16 protein-coding genes and 2 tRNA genes are annotated in these 19,865 nt (G+C 72.7%); 9 read left to right on the plus strand and 9 right to left on the minus strand.

What is annotated here, in order from left to right:
* Positions 1–9 precede the first annotated feature (9 nt).
* The gene (locus tag ACH4VX_RS17340; RefSeq protein ID WP_398368240.1) at positions 10–831 is read left to right on the plus strand and encodes a YceI family protein; all 822 of its coding nucleotides are present in this window, start codon (positions 10–12) and stop codon (positions 829–831) included.
* 7 nt (positions 832–838) lie between these two features.
* Here ACH4VX_RS17340 and ACH4VX_RS17345 read toward each other — a convergent pair whose 3' ends face one another.
* Positions 839–1,564: an ANTAR domain-containing protein gene (locus tag ACH4VX_RS17345; protein ID WP_398368241.1), complete on the minus strand. Its 726-nt coding sequence runs from the start codon at positions 1,562–1,564 to the stop codon at positions 839–841.
* A gap of 262 nt (positions 1,565–1,826) precedes the next feature.
* On the opposite strand from ACH4VX_RS17345, the gene ACH4VX_RS17350 reads away from it, so the two are divergent.
* Positions 1,827–2,183: an STAS domain-containing protein gene (locus ACH4VX_RS17350; protein WP_398368242.1), complete on the plus strand. Its 357-nt coding sequence runs from the start codon at positions 1,827–1,829 to the stop codon at positions 2,181–2,183.
* A gap of 9 nt (positions 2,184–2,192) precedes the next feature.
* Complete coding sequence (locus ACH4VX_RS17355) at positions 2,193–2,663, plus strand: PPOX class F420-dependent oxidoreductase (RefSeq protein ID WP_398368243.1); 471 nt, start codon at positions 2,193–2,195, stop codon at positions 2,661–2,663.
* A gap of 61 nt (positions 2,664–2,724) precedes the next feature.
* On the opposite strand, the gene ACH4VX_RS17360 is transcribed toward ACH4VX_RS17355, so the two are convergent.
* From ACH4VX_RS17360 to ACH4VX_RS17385, 6 genes are all read right to left on the minus strand, one after another.
* Positions 2,725–4,893 carry an ArnT family glycosyltransferase gene (locus tag ACH4VX_RS17360; protein ID WP_398368244.1) on the minus strand — a complete coding sequence of 723 codons (2,169 nt, stop codon included), beginning with the start codon at positions 4,891–4,893 and terminating at the stop codon, positions 2,725–2,727.
* A complete protein-coding gene (locus ACH4VX_RS17365) occupies positions 4,890–6,299 on the minus strand; it encodes a glycosyltransferase (RefSeq protein WP_398368245.1) in 1,410 nt (469 codons plus the stop codon). Before ACH4VX_RS17365 ends, ACH4VX_RS17360 begins: the two co-directional genes overlap by 4 nt.
* Positions 6,300–6,313: 14 nt before the next feature.
* Positions 6,314–7,891 (minus strand): sensor histidine kinase, encoded by a 1,578-nt coding sequence (locus tag ACH4VX_RS17370; protein WP_398368246.1) that lies wholly within the window; start codon positions 7,889–7,891, stop codon positions 6,314–6,316.
* Positions 7,888–8,628, minus strand: a complete 741-nt coding sequence (locus tag ACH4VX_RS17375; protein WP_199822037.1) for a response regulator transcription factor — start codon at positions 8,626–8,628, stop codon at positions 7,888–7,890. Before ACH4VX_RS17375 ends, ACH4VX_RS17370 begins: the two co-directional genes overlap by 4 nt.
* Before the next feature lie 196 nt (positions 8,629–8,824).
* Positions 8,825–9,727 (minus strand): amidohydrolase family protein, encoded by a 903-nt coding sequence (locus ACH4VX_RS17380; protein WP_398368247.1) that lies wholly within the window; start codon positions 9,725–9,727, stop codon positions 8,825–8,827.
* Positions 9,728–9,938: 211 nt separating this feature from the next.
* The gene (locus ACH4VX_RS17385; RefSeq protein ID WP_398368248.1) at positions 9,939–10,811 is read right to left on the minus strand and encodes a DUF2797 domain-containing protein; all 873 of its coding nucleotides are present in this window, start codon (positions 10,809–10,811) and stop codon (positions 9,939–9,941) included.
* A 155-nt stretch (positions 10,812–10,966) separates the two neighbouring features.
* Between ACH4VX_RS17385 and ACH4VX_RS17390 the strand changes: the two genes are divergently transcribed.
* The 4 genes from ACH4VX_RS17390 (at position 10,967) to ACH4VX_RS17405 (ending at position 15,388) form a co-directional block, all read left to right on the plus strand.
* A complete protein-coding gene (locus tag ACH4VX_RS17390; RefSeq protein ID WP_398368249.1) occupies positions 10,967–11,398 on the plus strand; it encodes a hypothetical protein in 432 nt (143 codons plus the stop codon).
* Positions 11,399–11,463: 65 nt separating this feature from the next.
* The gene (locus tag ACH4VX_RS17395; RefSeq protein ID WP_398368424.1) at positions 11,464–11,925 is read left to right on the plus strand and encodes a potassium channel family protein; all 462 of its coding nucleotides are present in this window, start codon (positions 11,464–11,466) and stop codon (positions 11,923–11,925) included.
* Positions 11,926–12,083: 158 nt separating this feature from the next.
* Positions 12,084–13,472, plus strand: a complete 1,389-nt coding sequence (locus tag ACH4VX_RS17400; protein WP_398368425.1) for an FAD-binding oxidoreductase — start codon at positions 12,084–12,086, stop codon at positions 13,470–13,472.
* A 740-nt stretch (positions 13,473–14,212) separates the two neighbouring features.
* The gene (locus tag ACH4VX_RS17405; RefSeq protein ID WP_398368250.1) at positions 14,213–15,388 is read left to right on the plus strand and encodes a hypothetical protein; all 1,176 of its coding nucleotides are present in this window, start codon (positions 14,213–14,215) and stop codon (positions 15,386–15,388) included.
* Positions 15,389–15,748: 360 nt separating this feature from the next.
* Here the strand turns inward: ACH4VX_RS17405 and ACH4VX_RS17410 are convergent.
* Together ACH4VX_RS17410 and ACH4VX_RS17415 are read right to left on the minus strand one after the other, a co-directional pair.
* A tRNA-Arg gene (locus tag ACH4VX_RS17410) sits at positions 15,749–15,821 on the minus strand.
* A 191-nt stretch (positions 15,822–16,012) separates the two neighbouring features.
* A tRNA-Ser gene (locus ACH4VX_RS17415) sits at positions 16,013–16,103 on the minus strand.
* A 183-nt stretch (positions 16,104–16,286) separates the two neighbouring features.
* Between ACH4VX_RS17415 and ACH4VX_RS17420 the strand changes: the two genes are divergently transcribed.
* Positions 16,287–16,781 carry an SSI family serine proteinase inhibitor gene (locus ACH4VX_RS17420; protein WP_398368251.1) on the plus strand — a complete coding sequence of 165 codons (495 nt, stop codon included), beginning with the start codon at positions 16,287–16,289 and terminating at the stop codon, positions 16,779–16,781.
* 257 nt (positions 16,782–17,038) lie between these two features.
* Positions 17,039–19,865: PAS domain-containing protein (locus ACH4VX_RS17425; RefSeq protein ID WP_398368252.1), on the plus strand; the 2,827-nt coding region annotated here is incomplete at its 3' end.

The raw sequence follows: 19,865 nt of genomic DNA on the forward strand, positions 1-19,865 counted from the left end.
GAAAACGGGATGCCACTGACCGCGAGGATCCGTACCCGGGACGGATGGGCCGTGTCGCACGCGGTCGTCACGGTGACCGACGGGAGCGGTACGCAGGTGCTGCGCGCCGGGGCGGACGCCGAGGGCGCCGTCCGGGACACCACCGCGCTGGCGCCGGGGGCGTACACCGTCGTCGTCACCGCGGTCGGATACGCGCCCGCCGCCGCGAGCGCGATCGTCACCGCGAGCGGGCGGGCCGAGGTCGGGACGGTGACGCTGGCCCGGCAGGGCGGCACCGAGCTGCCGCCGCCGGGGCCGTGGACCGTGGACCCGGCGCATTCGAGCGTGGCGGCCGTCGCCCAGCACCTGGGCATCTCCAGCGTGCGGGGCCGGTTCACCGAGTTCGCGGCCACGCTGGAGATCGCGCCGGACGACATCACCGAGTCCCGCGTGGAGGCGGTGATCCGGGCGGCGTCCATCGACACCGGCAACGGGACGCGCGACACCCACCTGCGGTCCGCGGACTTCCTGGACGTCGAGCGGTACCCCGAGATCACGTACCGGTCCACCGGTCTGACCGAGGCGGGTTCCGACCGCTGGACGGTCCACGGCGAGCTGGCCATGCGGGGTGTCGTCCGGCCCGTCGACCTCGACCTGGCCTACCTCGGCACCGGGGCGGACCCCTGGGGCGGCACCCGGGCGGCCTTCCGCGCCACGGCCGGACTGCGGCGCGAGGACTTCGCGATGAACTACAACCAGGTCGTCCAGGCCGGCATCGCGGCCATCGGCACGACGCTCCGGGTGGAGCTGGACGTCCAGGCCGTGCAGGGGGAGTCGCTCCCTGCCGCGTGAGGCCCTGTCAGGGGGTGCCGTGCGGGTCGACGATGCGGCGGGCGAGGTCGCGCAGTTTCACGTTCTCCCGCTGCGAGGCGCGGACCAGGCTGTCGAAGGCGCCGGCCGCGTCGATGTCCAGGCGCTCCATGAGGATGCCGGTGGCCTGGCCGATCAGGTCCCGGGTGCGCATGGCCTCGGTGAGCTGCTCGCGCACGGTGGCGGAGTCGAGGGCGATGCCGACGTGCGCGGTGAACAGCCGGCCGATCCGCAGCGCGGTCTCGTCGAAGGCGCGCGGCTTGCGGGCGTAGGCGGTGAGCACGGTCAGCCGGCGGCGGTCGGCCCGCAGCCGCAGCGACAGCACGGAACGCAGGCCGAGCGCGGACAGCGCGTCGTCGCCCTCGCCGTTCTCGCTGTCCTCGACCTCGGCCACGGGGGCGGTCCACAGGCGGTGCCAGTACGGCCGGTGCCCGGCCCCGGGGGCGCCGCCCTCCTCGGCGGTGCGCACGACGTCGTCGGTCCAGGCGAGCGTGGAGCGCCGGTTGTCCCGTTCCACGACGGAGATGCCCGCGTGGTCGGCACCCGGCACGAGGTCGACCGCGAGACGGACGGCGGTGCCCAGGGTGCTGTCCGGGGTGGACGTCTCGTGCAGTTGTTGTGCCGCCGCCGTGAGGGCTTCCGCCAGGTCCAACCCAACCGGGAAACGGGGCAAATCAGAAAACCGGGACGCAACCACCACGAACCTCTTCGGCATGCACGGCACCACGGCCGTGCGCAGGAGAGCTCCGCAGCACATTCCCGACTGCGAGCACAGGACGCACAGAACTCTATCTGTTCGGTTGCGATGAGGTGACGCCCGGACCTGCGGTATCGGCGTCCGGGCCGATCTCCTCCCCGGGCCGGTCGCCTCCCGGCCCACTTCCGCCGCCGCCCTCCGGCGTGATGGAATTGGGCGGACGGGTCAGGAAGCGGCCTTGCCGGAATCCCGGACGACACATGTCTGCCAGGTGAGCACCGTGACCTTCCTTCCGAATCCCTCCGGGCCGCGTGACGCGTCCGAGCACGCGCTGCTCCGGTTCCCCCCGGAGGTCGACTTCTCCAATGCCGGGGATCTCCTCGGCGTCATCGTCTCCGGGGCACGTACCGGCGACGGCCGGCGGCCCCGGATCCTGGTCCTCGACCTCACCGCGACCCTGTTCATGGACTCCCAGGGCGTCCGCCTCATCAACGACGTACGCCGGCTGCTGCGCCCCGGTACCCGCGTGTACGTGGTGGCCCGCCCGGGCGGCGTGGCGAGCCGCGTGCTGGAACTGACGGGCCTGCGCCGCGACGTCCCCGTGTACGACAACCTCCCGGAAGCCATGGCGGCCTAGGCTGACGCCATGGCACCCCACATCGCGACGAACACCCGTGTCTCCCTCGACGAGCTGCTGGACTTCGTACGGCCCCGGCACCGGGCGATCCTGCTGACCCGGCGGGCCGACGGCGGTCCCCAGGGCTCGCCGCTGACCTGCGGGGTCGACGACTCGGGCCGGATCGTGGTCTCCACGTACCCCGAGCGCGCCAAGACCCGCAACGCCAAGCGGGACGCCCGGGTGAGCCTGGTCGTCCTCAGCGACGAGTGGAACGGGCCGTGGGTCCAGATCGACGGCACCGCCGAGGTGGTGGACCCGCCCGAGTCCGTGGAGCCGCTGGTGGAGTACTACCGGAACATCGCCGGCGAGCACCCGGACTGGGACGAGTACCGCGCCGCCATGGTCAAGCAGGGCAAGTCGATCATCCGGATCACTCCGGAGCGCTGGGGGCCGGTGGCGACCGGCGGTTTCCCCGCACGGCTGGCCGAGGCGGAGTAGGGAGCACGTGAGGGCGGTGACGTGGGATGTCACCGCCCTCGTCCCTCATCGGGGGGGACCGTCAGCCGCCGGTCGTCTTCTGCGTGAGGTCGTAGAAGGTGGCCGAGCCGGCCGTCACCTCCTCGAAGTTCTCCTGCACCCAGGTGGAGATCTGTCCGGAGCTGCCGGAGTCGCCGCCCGTGCCGCCGCCCATGCCGCCGCCGGCGACGAAGTAGTGGATCTTCCCCTCCGCCACGTACTCCTTGAACCGGGCGAGCGTCGGGGACGGGTCGGTGCCGTTGAAACCGCCGATCGCCATCACGGGTTCACCGGTGGAGAGCTGGTAGCTCGCGGCGTTCTGGGCGCCGATGGCCGCGGCGGCCCAGGTGTGGTCGCCTGCGTCGGCCTCCAGCAGTTCCTTCGCCTCGGAGTCGACGTCCGCACCGCCGAGCAGACCGCCCATGCCACCGCCCCCGCCGCCGGGCACACCGCCCTCGGCGCTGTTGCCGGTGCCGTTCTGCGGGGCACCCTGGCCGTTCTGGCCCGCCGCGCCGCCGCCGGGGAAACCACCGGTGCCGTTGCCGCCCCCGTCGGGCGGGGTCCGACCCTGGCCGCCCTGCTGGTTCGGCCCGCCGGGTCCGCCCCCGCCGGGGAAGCCGCCGCCCCCGCCGCCGGGACCGCCGCCCATGCTCGCCCCGGCCGGACCGGCGGTGACGATCGAACCGGTGTGTCCCTCCTGCACGGTGCTCAGCGTGTACGCCGTCGGACCGGCCAGCGCGGCCACCAGGCCCAGCCCCGCCGCCGCGAGGGCCACCCGACGCCCCACCTTGCCCGCGAAGACCAGCCCGAGGGCCGCGACCAGCCCACCGGCCAGGACCAGCCACTTCAGCCACGGCAGGTAGTCGGGCGTGCGGTTGAGCAGCACGTACCCCCAGGCGGCGGTGGCCGTGACGGCGGCCGCGAGGGCGAGCGACGCCCACGGCGCCCGCCGCTTCTCCCACAGGGCCGCCGCGCCCATGCCGACCACGGCCGCGAGGTACGGGGCGAGGGCCACCGTGTAGTACTGGTGGAAGATGCCGGCCATGTAGCTGAAGACCACCACGGTCGTCAGCAGCGAGCCGCCCCACACCAGGAACGAGCCGCGGGCGAGGTCGGTCCGCGCGGCCTTCCGGGTGAGGACCAGGCCGGCGACGAGCAGGATCAGCGCGGCGGGCAGCAGCCAGGAGATCTGGCCGCCGATCTCGGAGTTGAACATCCGGTCCCAGCCGGTCTCGCCCCACTGTCCGCCGCCGCCCGTACCGCCGCCACCGCCGCCTCCGACGCTGCCGGTCTCCTCGCCGTTGAGCCGGCCGAGACCGTTGTAGCCGAAGGTCAGCTCCAGGAAGCTGTTGTTCTGCGAGCCGCCGACATACGGGCGCGACGCCGCCGGCCACAGCTCGACGACCGCGACCCACCAGCCGCCGGAGACGACCAGCGCGAGGGTCGCCAGGGCCAGTTGCCCCAGCCGCTTCTTCAGCCGCACGGGCGCGCAGACGCCGTGGACCAGCGCGAGGGGCGGAAGGATCAGGAAGGCCTGGAGGGTCTTGGCCAGGAACGCGAAGCCGATCGCGGCCCCGGCCCACACCAGCCACTTCGTACGGCCGTCCTCCAGGGCGCGGACGACGAGGTAGCAGGCGACGGACATCAGCAGCGCCAGCATCGCGTCCGGGTTGTTGAACCGGAACATCAGCGCCGCGACCGGGGTGAGCGCGAGGACCGCGCCCGCGATCAGACCGGCCGCCGGGCTGAAGCGGCGGCGGACGGCCGCGTACACGACGGCGACCGTGCCGACGCCCATGAGCACCTCGGGCACCAGGATCGCCCAGGAGTTCAGGCCGAAGATCCTGACCGACAGCTCCATCGGCCACAGCGAGGCCGGGGGCTTGTCCACGGTGATGGCGTTCGCCGCGTCCAGCGAGCCGAAGAAGAACGCCTTCCAGGACTCGCTGCCCGCCTGGACGGCCGCCGAGTAGAAGGAGTTGGCGTATCCGGAGGCGCTCAGGCCGTACAGGTAGAGCAGACCGGTCACCAGCAGCAGGGCGAGGAAGGCGGGGCGCACCCAGCGGGGGTCCTCGGGCCGGCCGCGCCAGGCTCTGCGGGCGAGGGGCCCGCGGGGTTCGCCCGTACCGGGGGCCGCGTGCCGGGCCCCCTCCGGGGGTCCCCAGGCGGCGGGGTCCGCCGGGGGACTCGTCTGGTCGTACTGCGTGGTCATCGGAAGTCCCTCGAGTCGGAGTCGGAAGGGCGGGACGGACGGGCGGGGAGCGGCGAGCGGACCGGCTGGAGCCGCAGGGTCGCGTCCTGCCAGGAGGGGGCGGCGGGGGCGTTCTGCCAGTCGGGGGCGGCGGACGGGGCGGCGGCGGTCTCGGGGGACCGGGGCCGGTCGCGGTCCGGGAACACCCACGCGCGAAAGAGCAGGAACCGCAGCACGGTCGCCGCGAGGTTGGCCGCGACGAGGACCGCCAGCTCAGTGGAGTGGGCGGGGTCACTGGTCGCGGTGCTGAGCGCGGCGAGCGAGCCGCTGGTCAGGGCGAGGCCGATGCCGAAGACGACCAGGCCCTGAGCCTGGTGCCGTACGGCACCGCCACGCCCCCGCACCCCGAAGGTGAGCCGCCGGTTGGCGGCGGTGTTGGCGACCGCCGAGACCAGCAGGGCGAGCCCGTTGGCGGTCTGGGAGCCGGTGAAGGTCCGGAAGCCGCTGTAGAGCAGCAGGTAGAAGAGGGTGGACAGGACGCCGACGACACAGAAGCCGACCAGTTGGCGGGCCAGTCCCTGCGGCACGTCCTCGATGTTCCGGTCGCGCGGGTCGTCGCCGAAGGGCCGGGCGAGCCGGTCCAGCGGCAGCGAGCCGGTGGCCAGGGCCCTGCCGACCCGCCAGACGCCCTTGAGGTCGTCGGTCGCCGTCCTCACGATGTGCACGGTGGAGTCGGGGTCGTCGACCCAGTCGACCGGCACCTCGTGGATGCGCAGCCCCGCACGTTCGGAGAGGACCAGCAGTTCGGTGTCGAAGAACCAGCCGCTGTCCTCCACCAGGGGCAGCAGCACCTGGGCCACGTCACGGCGGATCGCCTTGAACCCGCACTGCGCGTCGGAGAAGCGGGCCTGCAGCGAACCGCGCAGGATCAGGTTGTACGAGCGGCTGATGAACTCCCGCTTGGCGCCCCGCACCACGCGTGAGCTGCGGCTCAGCCGGGAGCCGATGGCGAGGTCGGAGTGGCCGGAGATCAGCGGGGCGACCAGCGGGAGCAGCGCGTTGAGGTCGGTGGACAGGTCCACGTCCATGTAGGCGAGGACGGGGGCGTCCGAGGCGGACCAGACGGTCCGCAGCGCCCGGCCGCGGCCCTTCTGCTCCAGGCGCACCGACCGCACCTGAGGGAGCCGTTCCGCCAGCCGGCCGGCCACGTGCGGGGTGCTGTCCGTGGAGGCGTTGTCGGCGATCGTGATGCGGAAGACGTAGGGGAAGGTGCGGGTCAGGTGCTCGTGCAGTCTGCGGACGCACGGCTTGAGGTCCTTCTCCTCGTTGTGGACGGGGATCACTACGTCCAGGACCGGCGTGCCCGCTCCGGCGGCCGGGAGGTGCTCCCGCGCCGGCAGGGTGCCGGGAGAAGAATCGGTTCGCATGGGACCGACTCTGCTCAGGCGCCCTGTCGTGCCCATGTGGTGAGGCTGTGCCGCGGCTGTGAGTACGGCTCGGGCGTCAACTGTGGTTCGACGGCGGGGAGATGGAGCGTGAACGCGGTGTGTCCTGGCACGCTGTCGACGGTCACGGCACCGCCGTGGGCGGTCGCCACGGCCTGCACGATGGCCAGGCCCAGACCGGTCGAACCGGTGGCCCGGGTGCGCGCCGAGTCTCCGCGCGCGAACCGTTCGAAGACGCGCGGGAGCAGATGGGGCGCGATGCCCGGCCCGTCGTCCACCACGTCCACGCAGAGCCAGGGTCCGTCGCGGCGCACCCGGGCGGTGACGGTGGTGCCCGGCGGGGTGTGGTTGCGGGCGTTGCCGAGCAGGTTGACGAGCACCTGCTGGAGCCGGGCGGCGTCGGCGCACACCGGGGCGGGCTCGTCGGGCAGTTCGAGCCGCCAGACGTGGTCCTGTCCGGCGGCGCGGGCGTCGCTGATGGTGTCCACGACGAGCGGGACCAGGTCGGTCTCCTCGAACTGCAGGGGCCGGCCGGCGTCCAGGCGGGCGAGCAGCAGCAGGTCCTCGACGAGCAGGGTCATCCGGCCCGCCTCGGACTCGATCCGCCGGAGCGCGTGCCGGGTGTCGGGGCCGACCTGCTCCCGGCCGCGCCGGGTGAGTTCGGCATAGCCCCGGATGGAGGCCAGCGGTGTGCGCAGCTCGTGGCTGGCGTCCGCGACGAACTGCCGTACCCGGGTCTCGCTCTCCTGCCGGGAGTCCAGCGCTCCGTGGACGTGGTCGAGCATCCGGTTCAGCGCGGCACCGACCCGGCCGACCTCGCTGTGCGGATCGCACTCGGACTCGGGGACGCGCTCCTTGAGGTGCACCTCACCGGTGTGCAGGGGCAGCTCGGAGACACGGGTGGCGGTGGCGGCGACCTTGCGGAGGGGGCGGGTGGCGACGCCGACGATGACGGCTCCGGCCAGGGACGCGGCGATGAGCCCGGCGGCGGTGACGCTGATCTCGACGAGGATCAGGGTGTTGATGGTGTTGTCGACGTCCGCCGTGGGGACGGCGACGTAGAAGGCGCCGTTGGGGCCTTCTCGGTAGGCGACGCGGTAGGTCCCGAGGCCGGGGATGTCCACGGTGTGCTCGGCGTCGTCCCGGGCGACGGAGTCGAGCACGGAGGTCTGGGCCGCGTCCAGCGACTTGGCGCTCATCGAGAAGTCGTCCTCGGACTTCTTCCCGTACAGGGCCTCCGTGACGGCGCCGTTCTCGACCTTCGCCGCGATGGTGTAGCTCGGCTGCGGGCCGTGGGCGACGAATTCGGTGAGATCGATCGGCTTGGGCTCCCTGCCGGCCCCGTCCCCGCCTTGCCCCGGCGGCCCGAAGGCGCCCGACGCGCGCGCCGCGACCTCCTTCAACTGCCCGTCGAGCTGCTCGTACAGATGTGACCGCAGCGCCAGCGTGGTCACGGAACCGATCACCGCGCACACCACCGCGATCAGCACCACGGACGCGACGACGAGCCGCGTCCGCAGGGTGCGCGGGGCGCGTGCCCGGCGCTGCGGACGCGGCCGTCGCCGTCCGCTCACGAGACCGCGGGTTTGATCATGTAGCCGGCGCCGCGCCGGGTGTGGATCATCGGCTCCCGGCCCGCGTCGATCTTCCGGCGCAGGTACGAGATGTACAGCTCGACGACGTTCGCCTGCCCGCCGAAGTCGTACGACCAGACCCGGTCGAGGATCTGGGCCTTGCTGAGCACGCGCCGCGGATTGCGCATGAGGAAGCGCAGCAGCTCGAACTCGGTGGCGGTGAGGTGGATGCCGTCGCCGCCACGGGTGACCTCGTGGCTGTCCTCGTCGAGGGTGAGGTCGCCGACGACCAGCATCGACTCCGAGCGGCGGTCGGCCGCGCCGGAACGGCGGATCAGTCCGCGCAGCCGGGCGACGACCTCCTCCAGGCTGAACGGCTTGGTGACGTAGTCGTCCCCGCCGGCGGTCAGTCCGGCGATACGGTCCTCGACGGCGTCCTTGGCGGTGAGGAACAGTACGGGCACGTCCGGCAGCTCGCGGCGCAGCCGGCCGAGGATGGCCAGCCCGTCCATGTCCGGCAGCATCATGTCCAGGACGACGGCGTCGGGCCGGAACTCGCGTGCGGTGCGGAGGGCCCCCTGGCCGTCCCCCGCGCTGCGGATCTGCCAGCCTTCGTACCGCAGGGCCATGGACAGCAGTTCGGTGATCGACTGCTCGTCGTCCACCACAAGCACGCGGACGGGGCTCCCGTCCGGCCTCAGCAGTTCGGTGCGCCCCTGGGGCGAGATCGTGGTCATACCGCACACGATGTCCGGGGCCTCTGAGAACACCCTTTCGGCAACCTGTGTTTTAGCTGAGAAACCCACAGGCTGTTCTCAGCCGGGGCGGCCCGCCGCCCAGCCGGACAGGCCGTTCTCAGCCAGGGCGACCCTCCACTCAGCCGGGGCGGCCCGCCCAGCCGGACAGGCCCGCCCAGCCAGGGCGGCCCTCCGCTCAGCCGGGCAGGCCGAAGAGCCGGGCCGCGTTGTCGTGGCACACCGCCCGCAGCCAGGCGTCCCCGAGGTCCAGCCGCTCCAGCGCGTGGAGCTGGTGGAGGTAGGGGTACGGGATGTTCGGGAAGTCCGAGCCGAGCAGGATCCGGTCGCCGAGGGCGGCCAGCCGGGGCAGGGCCCGCCGGGGGAACGGCGCCAGGCGCTCGCTGAAGTCGGTGAACGCCATCGTGGTGTCAAGCCGCACCTCCTCGTACCGCTCGGCGAGGTCCAGGAAGTCCTCGTACTCGGGCATGCCGAGGTGCGCCACGATCAGCCGCAGCCGGGGGTGCCGGGCCAGCACCCGGGCGATCGGCTCGGGTCCTGTGTGCTTGCCGGGCGCGGGGCCGGACCCGCAGTGGATCACCACCGGAACGCCCGCCTCGGCGAGCAGTCCCCAGGCGCCGTCGAGCGACTCGTCGGCCGGGTCGTACGCGCCCACCTGCACGTGTGCCTTGAAGACCCGCGCGCCGGCGTCGACGGCGTCCCGGACGCAGTCCGCGGCGTCGGGCTCGGGGAAGAGCGTCGAGGTGTGCAGGCAGTCGGGCGTGCGAGCGGCGAAGCCGGCCGCCCAGCCGTTCAGCCAGCGCGCCATGCCCGGCTTGTGCGGGTAGAGCATGGCGGTGAAGGCCCGCACGCCGAACTCCCGCAGCAGCGCGGCCCGTGCGGCCTCCTCCTCCCGGTAGGTGATCGGCCACTCGACACCGCCGGTCAGCGGCCCGAGCGCGTCGAAGTAGGCCCACACCTTGTGCAGCACCCGCTCCGGCATGAAGTGCGTGTGCACATCGACGAGCCCGGGCAGCCCGAGCCCCTCCCAGAAGCGCCGCACGTCGTCGGCCTCGGTACGGATGTCGGGGTGAGCGCTCATGCCGCCCACGATCACCCGCGACCGCAACCGGGGTCCAGAGGGATGCCGTCGGCACGTCTCGTCGCCGTCCGGTGAGGGGAGCGCTTCTCCGGCGTGACGCCGCTCATGCGGTGCTCCGCGGGGCGGGAAACTCCCGTCGCGGTGCCGGGGCGGGGGCCCGGCGGCCGTCCCACGGATTCGCCAACGGCGACCAGCGGGGGCCGGCCCCGGATCAGAACAGCCCGTCCTGCGCCGCCGCCCGGTCCCTGACCGCCCTGACCGGCACCGCGAACTCCCGTCCCCGGGCCGGGAGCAGTCCCCACCCGGTCAGCAGCCGGGTGTCCAGCACCACGACTCCCTTCCCCGTCGTCAGATGCAGATCGGGACCGGCGGCGGCCACCAGTTCCCCGCTCACCGCGCCCCCGGCGACCAGCTCGCTCACCTCCCCCACGGCGGCCGGCACCCCCGACAGCCCGAACACCCCGACGTGATCGACCGGCCGGAACGGCTCACGGGCGAGCGACTCCGGCCATCCGTCCAGGGCGACCGCCCGCGCGTGCAACCCGGCGATCTCGGCCGCCCGCTCCTCCTCCCCGTCCGGGAGGACCGCCCGCACCGCCCGCTTGCCGGCGTAGGGGATCCGGTCGGGCACGCGGAGCGCGGCACGCAGCAGCTCCTCGGTGCGCCGCGCCGCCATCAGCGGCCCGGTCCCCAGCCAGCTGAAGCAGACCGCCCCCTGCTCCAGCAGCCGCGCCGACCCCCGCTGTACCGCGGTGATCCCGACCTTGGTCATTCCCGGCCCGAACCACGCCAGGTACACGCGGTAGGGCCGCGGATCGTCCGCGAGGGTGTCGGCGGCCACCGAGTGCGCCCGGTCCAGCCGGGCGCACTCCTCGCAGCGCGCCCCCGTGCTCCGCCCCGGAACGGCCGCCCCGAGCGGACACGCGTGCCCCCGTGCCCCCACACATGTCCGCACTCCCCCTTCCCCGACCCCGAAGGCCACCCGTTTCCCCCAGGTCAGCGCGGAGCGCCGGCCGCCCTCCCACGCCAGCACGGGGCCGTCCGCCGACCACCGCAGCCCCGAGCACCTCCATGCCTGTGCCATCTCCGACGAGACTAGGGGGCCCCACTGACAACGCCCGCGGACCGCGGCCCGGCACCGGCCGGGTCCGGCACCCGCGCCGAGGTGCCGAGCCCGGACCGGAGTGCAAACCTGGTTGGGGGGCCGCACCGCTCGGGGACAGCCGAAAGGTCGAACACATGGCGAGCAATGTCAGCGGCACACGCCACCACCAGGCCGGGTGGGAGGCCAAGAGCCCTTGGGCGACGAGTTGGACGGCGGCGGCGGCGGTCCTGATGACGTTCGGCGGCATCATGGCGATCTTCCAGGGCATCGCCGCCATCGCCGAGGACGACGTCTTCGTCGCCACCCGGAACTTCACCTACGAGTTCAGCCTGACCGGCTGGGGCTGGATCCACCTGATCCTCGGCGCCCTGGTGACCGTCGCCGGTCTCGCCCTGTTCACCGGGGCCACCTGGGCCCGCGCGGTGGGCGTCGCGCTGGCCGGACTCAGCATGGTCGCCAACTTCGTGTGGCTGCCCCACGCACCGGTCTGGTCGATCGCCCTCATCGCCATCGACGGCTTCATCATCTGGGCCCTGTGCGCACCACGCCGCGAGTCCCGGGCCTAGAACGCGCGTCCACGACCTGGAGCGCCCTGTGGCCCTGGCTGGTCCAGGCGGCGGGCGTGGCGGCGATGGTCACCGCGTACTTCCTCCTGCCCCTGGACCGTCTGGGCCCGCGCCGCCCGGCCCTGAGCTGGACCCTCTTCGGCCTCGCGCTGACACTGATCGCACTCCTGCTGCTGCGGCAGGTCGTCCACGTCCTGCTCGGCCGCCCGGACGTCCGCCCGGGGCTGGTCATCCCCCTGCTGATGAGCCTGTCCATCCTGGTCTTCGCGACCGCCTACCAGGCCCTGGCCCAGCGCCCCGGCGAGCTCGACGGCATCGCCACCCGCCTGGACGCCCTCTACTTCACGGTGGTCACCCTCGCCACCGTCGGCTACGGCGACATCACCCCGCGCGGCCAGGCGGCCCGCCTGGTCGCCATCCTGCAGATCCTCTACAGCTTCATCTTCCTCACGGCAGCGGCCACCGCCCTGACCAACTACCTCCGCACCACACTCCGCCACCGCGGAAACCCCGGCTCTCCGGACTGATTTCCCCATGTCGCGCAGCGACGTGACCGGCGTCACACTGGATGGAACGGGGATTCGCTCCCCGAACCCCGGACGAACGTCGGCCGATCCGCCGGTTCCGCCCGCCGCGGCCGTCCGGTACCGCAATCCTTCCCAAGGGGTGTCCGCTCATGAGCGGCATGGACGCGACTGCTCTCGACAACTTCCGAGCGGCCCTGCGAGGACGTGTCGTCACGCCGCAGGACGCGGATTACGACGAGGCCCGCAGCATCTACAACGCCATGATCGACCGGAGGCCGGCCGCCATCGCCCAGTGCACGGGCACGGCGGACGTACGGGCCACCATCGCCTTCGCCCAGGAGAGAGGGGCCGACCTCGCGGTGCGCGGTGGCGGGCACAGCGGGCCGGGGCTGTGCCTGGTCGACGACGCGCTCACCCTCGACCTGTCCCCGATGCGCTGGGCACGCGTCGATCCGGAGGCCGGAACCGCGCAGGTGGGCGGGGGCAGCCGGCTGGGCGACCTGGACCACGAGACACACGCCTTCGGCCTCGGTGTGCCGACCGGGATCAATTCGACCACGGGGGTCGGCGGTCTCACGCTGGGCGGCGGGCACGGCCACCTGACCCGCAAGTACGGGCTGACGGTCGACAGCCTGATCGCCGCGGACGTCGTCCTGGCCGACGGCAGCGTCGTCACCGCCTCCGAGAAGGAGCACCCGGATCTGCTGTGGGCGCTGCGGGGCGGCGGCGGCAACTTCGGCGTGGTCACGTCGTTCACCTACCGGCTGCACCCGGTGGACACGGTCGGGGTCGCGGTGACCGTGTGGCCGGTCGACCGCACGCCGGAAGTGCTGCGCTGGTACCGGGAGTTCCTGCCCGCCGCGCCGGAGGACCTCAACGGGTTCTTCGCGATCATGACCGTTCCACCCGGGCCGCCCTTCCCGGAACCGATCCACGGCCAGAAGATGTGCGCCGTGATCTGGTGCTACACCGGCGACCTGGAGACCGGCCGCCTGGAGGACGTGCTGTCCGTGGTCAACGACCCGGCCCCGCCGGCCTTCCACTTCGCCACTCCCATGCCCTACCCCGCCCTGCAGACCATGTTCGACGAACTGGTCCCCAAAGGGCTGCAGTGGTACTGGCGCGGGGACTTCTTCGAGAGCATCCCGGACGACGCCGTCGCGGTGCACGAGAGGTACGGCCAGGCCCTCCCCACCGACCTGTCGACGATGCACCTGTACCCCGTGGACGGATCGGCCCACCGGGTAGCCCCCGGCGAAACGGCCTGGGCCTACCGGGACGCCGTGTGGTCCGGCGTCGTCGCCGGCATCGACCCCGACCCGGCCAACGCCGATCTGGTCCGGCAGTGGTGCGTCGACTACTGGACCGACCTGCACCCGCACTCCATGGGCGGCTCGTACGTCAACTTCATCGGCGAGGCGGAGGGCCCCGAGCGCGTCCGCTCCACCTACCGCGACCACTACGACCGGCTGACCGCGGTCAAACGCGCCTACGACCCGGACAACTTCTTCCACGCCAACCAGAACATCCCACCGTCCGCCGCGTGAGCCGGCCAGGCGGCCCGTGCGCCACCGTCACGACCAACGGCGCAACTGTCGGCCTTGCCGACGACCAGATTCCCAGCAACCGGATCCTCCACGGCATCAAGATCCTTCGTGACCGTCCGAGCTGCTCGCCACATGAGGCTCTGGACGCCCTTGCCGCCCGGTACGAAGTGTTGAGGGCAGAGCGGCCAGAGGCCTTCGTGTGTGGTCATGACGAGTACTGGGCCGGCTTCTGCTCGTGCGGCTCCATGCCCGTCCGCGGTCGTCCGCAGGCGATCACAACTCGGACGTCGGCAGGTGACCTCTTCGTCCCGAAGCAACTCGGGATACTCGCTGGACCTGGGCTGCGGTGCCTGTCACCCGCGCTGACGGTCCGCTGACGTCCGCGGGCCGTCGCCTGCTCGTGATGACTCGGAGATCTGTCCCGCAAGCTCCTCGGCGGCCTGCGGCACAACTCGTTGGGCGTCCTCGGCTTGCAGAGCTTCAACGAGAGCCTGGTGCACTTCCGCAGACGGCCGTCCGGCGTGCGCGGCGCGAGTGCGATCGACCGCCCGCTCGGTCTTGGCGAGGTGGGCCGCAACGACGGGCACGGACTTGTCGTATTCGCTCGGGTCGTTGGCCACGTGTCCAGCCGATCAGCGCGGAGCGGCTGGGGTCAAGGCCCGTCAACGCCCGGGTGGTCACCAGGTTGTGAAGTCCGCTTGGCCCTGGGGGTGTCAGAGGCTGATGGCAGCATCGCCGCCATGACCGACATACGCAGGACCCCGCCAAGGCCACTCGACGTCACTGCGTTCTTCCCGCAACTGGCCCCACTGGCCCGCACGGCGACCCGGCTGCATCCCCGTCCCGGGTCGCCCTCGCCGCACGACAGCTCGATCGGCGGGCCGCTGCTGTGGCCCGCGGACGAGCCGTGGCCGTACTGCGAGGGCTCGCACCAGTGGCACAGATCGGAGAAGCCCCACTCGCCGGACGACGTCCGGGAGTGGCGACGCATCGGGGCGCAGGCGAAGCACCGGCCCGTCGACGATGTCGGCCGGACCGTGTTCACGCCCGAGGAGAAGGCGACCCTGGAGCGGATCAAGGCCGGCCGTCCGCACCCCGAGGGCCCGATCGCCCTGCTGCCGCTGGCCCAGCTGTACGCGCGCGACATCCCCGATCTGCGCCCGCCCGGCGGGGACGGGGCCGATCTGCTCCAGGTGCTGTGGTGCCCCTGCGACCATCCCCCGGACAAGTTCATGCCCAGGACCGTGCTGTTCTGGCGCCGTGCCGCCGAGGTCACGGACGTCCTCGCCACGCCCCCGCAGCCGTCCGCCGTTCAGTTCGACGAGTACGTGCCCGAGCCGTGCCTGCTCGCACCGGAGCAGATCACCGAGTATCCGCACTTCATGGAGCTGAGTGACGAACTGCGGGCGCGAATCCAGGACTGGAGCCGCTGGGAGGCGGCCGGCACCGCTGTGGACAGCTCCTTCATGGACTACCCGTCGGAGTTCTACGAGGACCACCTGTCCGTCGCGCCCGGTTGGAAGGTCGGCGGCTGGGCCTCTTGGGGCCCCACCGATCCCCAACCCCGGGGCTGCCCCGCCTGCGGTATCGAGATGGACCCGTTGCTGACCATCGCCACCTTCGAATGGGACGACAACAGCCGCGGCTGGGTCGAGAACGAGGATCGGCCGCGCGTCAGCCCGTCGTTCACCGCATCCGACCCGGAGCACCAGAGGCTGATCGACGCCTTCCGGGCCAAGGGCCTGGACGTACAGGAGCGCGGCCGTGTCCCGCGGTCCGTGAGCGAAATCGTCCCGGAGCCTCCTGACCTCGTCCCGAGGCAGCCGACCGAGGTCCAGATCGCCAGCGGCTACCGGCAGCAGCTCTACCGCTGCCCGGTGTCCGCGGAGCACCCCCACCTCGAGCTGATGCAGTAGTTGCGGACAGGCCCCGCTCCAGGGTTTCCGGGGGTCTCAGCCACGTCACCGTGTCGGTCGTGCAGCCCCACCGGGTCCGCAACCGCCTCAAGCGTGGGTCGCCGGAACATCATCGCTGCTGCCTTGGAGCGGGTGAAGAGAATCGATCTCGCGCTCTGAGCTCGGGAAGCCACAGGTCGTTCGCGACCATGATCTGAGCGAGGAGCTCCGGTGCCGGCAGACCTCCAGCGGCCCATCCGGCCGATCGGCAAGCTGTCGGATGCGATGGGCGGTACCAGATGACGCGGTTGCTGTACTTCGCTGCTGTACGCCCCTGAAACACCGAAGGCCCCGGATCTCTCCGGGGCCTTCGACCTGCTGTGCACTCGGCAGGATTCGAACCTGCAACCTTCTGATCCGTAGTCAGATGCTCTATCCGTTAAGCTACGAGTGCTTGTCTCTTCAGTTTTCTCGCCGCTCCCCGGCCCTTTCGGCCCGCTCGCGGCGACAGGAAGAACATTACATGACTGCCGCCGCCATGTGAAATCCGTTTGCCCCACCCCTTGTGAGCTGCACAAACGCGGGATCGACGGGGGAAGAAACCACGAAGCCCCGACCGCGGGGGCCGGGGCTTCGTGATCGGTGCGGAGGCGGAGGGATTTGAACCCTCGATGGGCTTTAAGACCCAAACCGCATTAGCAGTGCGGCGCCATAGACCGGACTAGGCGACGCCTCCGTGCACGGATACCTTCCGCGCGTGAGCGCGATCGGTTTCGGTGCGTGCCGATGATGACACACCCGCGTGGGGTGTCACCAATCGCCACCCACGGTACTAGGCGGGGAGCCCGCAGGGCAAAGCACTTCCGGCCGTCGCCTCGGCGTGGCGCAACGTTCCGCGCGGTGGCGCGTTGGTCAGGTCATGTCTCAGGTCATGTCGCAGGTCGTCCCACAGGCTCCCGCCGCCGTCCGTCCCGGGCCGCGGCGGCTCGCCCTCGGTGCCGTCGCCGCCGTCGCGGCCCTCACCTCGCTGTCCACCGCGCCCCCGGCGGCGTACGCGCACGACGCGCCTGCGCGCGGGGACCGCCTCACCGTCACCGTGCGCGACGCGGGCGGTGGGGCGGACGGGACGTACGAGGTGCGGTGCCGGCCCGGTGGCGGCAGTCATCCCGATCCCGCCGGTGCCTGTGCGGCCGTCGAGCGGAACACGCGGTGGGGGCGGGACGCCTTCGCCCCGGCACCGCGCGACGCCGTCTGCACTCTGCAGTACGGCGGGCCCGCCACCGCCCGCGTCACCGGCACCTGGGCCGGCCGCCCCGTCGACGCGACCTACGACCGTACGAACGGATGCGAGATCGCCCGCTGGGACCGGCTGGTGCCGCTGCTGCCCGAAGCGGGCGCCGCGGGGCGCCCGTGAGGGAGATTTCCGGGAGCGAGTCGGGGCACAGGGGGCGTAAAGGTCCCGCGAAGGTTCGTGGCGCGTCGGCGCAGGCAGTCACGGGTTCCGGGCGTACCGGGCGTCACATCGCCGTCACTTCTTGATGCGATGTACGTCCCATCCGACGTCGCGAGCGCAATCCCAGCCCTTAGACTCCCTCGCGTGACACGCTGCGGGCAGGTTGGCAAGATGGCCCGAGCGGTCGGCACGTCGCGGTAACAGAGAGGAAGCGTCTCGTGAGCAGCAGGCCATCCCGAGGCACTGCTCGCCTCGCAGCCATACTGGACGCGCTTCCGGACGCCCTGGTGCTGGTCAACGCCAACGGGACGGTCGTCAACGCCAACGCCATCGCCCTGGAGGCCTTCGAGACCCCGGGCACGGCGCTGGTGGGGCGAGGGCTGCTGGACCTGCTGCCGGAGTTCGACTCCAGGCTCATCCCCGGGTCCATGCGGCGGCCCGACCACATCGATCCCCGGGCGCGCACCAAACCGACGCGGATGGTCGCCCGGCGGACCGACGGGACCGAGTTCCCGGTCGAGGTCACCAGTGCGAATCTGGAGAACGGCCAGCAGGCGTACGACAATTCCGGCTACACCGGCGACGAACTGCTGATGCTCGTCGTCCGCGACCTCTCCGGCACCGTCGACACCGAGGCCGAGCTCGCGCGTTCGCAGCGGCAGACCGAGATGATCCTGCGCGCCGCCTCCGAGGGCGTCGTCGGGACCGACACCGACGGGCGGATCGTCCTCGTCAATCCGGCCGCCGCCCAGATACTGGGCTACCGGGCCGGCGAACTCGGCGGGCGGGAACTGCACACGCTCGTCCTGCACTCGCGCGCCGACGGCGCCCCCTTCCCGTACGACGAGTCCCCGCTCGCCGACACCCTGCGCTCCGGGCGCAAGCACCGGGTGCGCGGTCAGGTGCTGTACGCCAAGAACGGCGACCAGGTGTCGGTCGACCTGACGACCGCGCCGGTGCGCGACGGCGACCAGCTCGTCGGCGCCGTCATGACGTTCCTCGACCGCCGCTCCTACGACGCGCTCGTCGAGGAGAAGGAGAAGGCCGGGCAGGAGCACACCGAGGAGCTGGAGCGGCTCGCCGAGGAACACGCCTCCGCGCTCACCGCCCTGCGCCAGGGCCATGCCACCGAGCTGGAGGAGCTGCGCGAGCAGCACGCGGAGGAACTCGCCGCGAACGAGGAGCGGTACGCCGCGCTCGGCGAGCGGGAGAAGGACCGCTACGAGGCCCTCGCCGCCCGGCACGACCAGCTGCTCACCCTGCTCGGGCGGTCCCTGCGGGGCCCGCTGGACGAACTGCGCCGCGAGCTGTCCGCGCTGGCCGCCGACGACGCCGGGCAGCTGTGGCCCGAGGCCAACCAGGTGCTCCACCACCTGTCGGCCGGTTACGCCCGGATCACCACCCTCATCGACAACGTCCTCGGCTACCAGCGGCTCGACACCGGCGGCGAGCAGGTCGCCCGTACGAAGGTGATGCTCGACGCCGTCGTCGGCGCCGGAGTCGACGGGGCCGTGGAGCTCATCGGTCCCGGACGGGTGCAGTTCGCCGTGCACGCGCCGCCCATCGAGGCCGAGGTGGACCCGCGGCTGCTCGCGACCGCCCTCGCGCATCTCGTCGCGGACGTCGCGGGTGTCGACGCGACCGGCAACACGCCCGTGTCGGCGGGCGGTTACCTGGACAACACGGTCGTGGTCGCGGCGGCGCAGCGCGGCGAGGTCGTACGCATCGAGGTGCGCGGACCGTACGGCGGCGGCGACCCGGTGCACGAGCCGATCGTGCGCGGGATCGTCCGGGCGCACGGCGGTGTGCTGCAGACGCACGAGGTGCCGGGGATGAGCGGCAGCGCGTTCGTCCTCGAGGTGCCGATCGGGGGCGGGGCGGGGTCCGTGGCGGCCGCCGAGGTGGCGGTGCCGGCCGAGGAGCCCGCTCCCGCCGAGCCGGCCTCCGGCGGCGGGCGGCGCCGGTCGCGGCGCCCGTCCGTGGACGCCTTCCTGGAGAGCGAGGTGCCGGGCGCGGACGACGGCTCCGGTACGGAGTCCACGCCCACCGGCCGGCGCAGGCGCCGGGCGGCCGACGCCGCCGCCACCGCCGACGAGCCCGCGCAGGCACAGCTTCCGGCGCAGACGGTGTCCAGCGGTACCGGGCGCCGACGTGGCCGGCCGGCCGAGGACGCGTCGGCCGCGGTGGGTGCCGAGGTCGAGCTCGCCGGGGCGGCCGGGGTGTCCGAGGGGGCCGTCGTCACCGCCGCCGAGCACGCGGCGGGGGCCGCCGCGTCGAACACGGGGCTGGGCGGAACCGTACCGCCCCAGGGGGTGCCGGCACCGTCCGAGCGGCAGGCCCTGCACGGGTCCGGCGAACAGCACGCGCTGCCGCCGGCGCTGCCCGCGCCGTCCGGCGGGGGCGGGACGGCCGACGTGCCCCAGGCCGAGGTCGCGGTGCATGTTCCGGCTCAGGCTTCCGGGCAGTCGCAGCCGACGGGGCGGCGTCGACGTGCGCTGGCCGCCGCCACCGAGCGGGCGGCGGCGCAGGAGGCCGCGCCCCGTACGGTGTTCGCGCTGCCACCGGCCGAGGCGGACCAGGAACAGCACGCCGGACATGCGGCGCAGGCGGTCGGGCAGGGTGCTGCGCCCGGGGGGACCGGGGTCGACGACGGCCGCCATGACGCCGTTCCGCACGACCAGGCCGACGACCACACCCCGCCGCAGCCACACCCCACCAGCGCGCCGACGGGCCGCCGGCGACGGGCCGCCACCCAGCCGGCGGAGCCCGACGGCACACCCGCCGAGGCTCCCGCTCCGGCCACCCCGGCGACGAACGCCCAGGCTCCAGGGGCTTCGGCGCAGTGGGGCGCGGCGCCTGCGCAGGGGGCGCCTGTCGCGCCGCAGGGGGCTCCGGTTCCGCCGCAGGGGGCTCCCGTACCCGCACAAGGTGCGGCCGTTCCCCCGCAGGGGGTCCCCGTTCCGGCACACGGGGCTGCGGTATCAGGCACTCCCGTCCCGCCCCAGGGCGCCATGCCCCCGGCACACGGGGCCCCCGTACCCGCAC

Origin of the sequence: Streptomyces sp. NPDC020731 (assembly GCF_044334705.1) — a bacterium.
GTDB lineage: Bacteria > Actinomycetota > Actinomycetes > Streptomycetales > Streptomycetaceae > Streptomyces.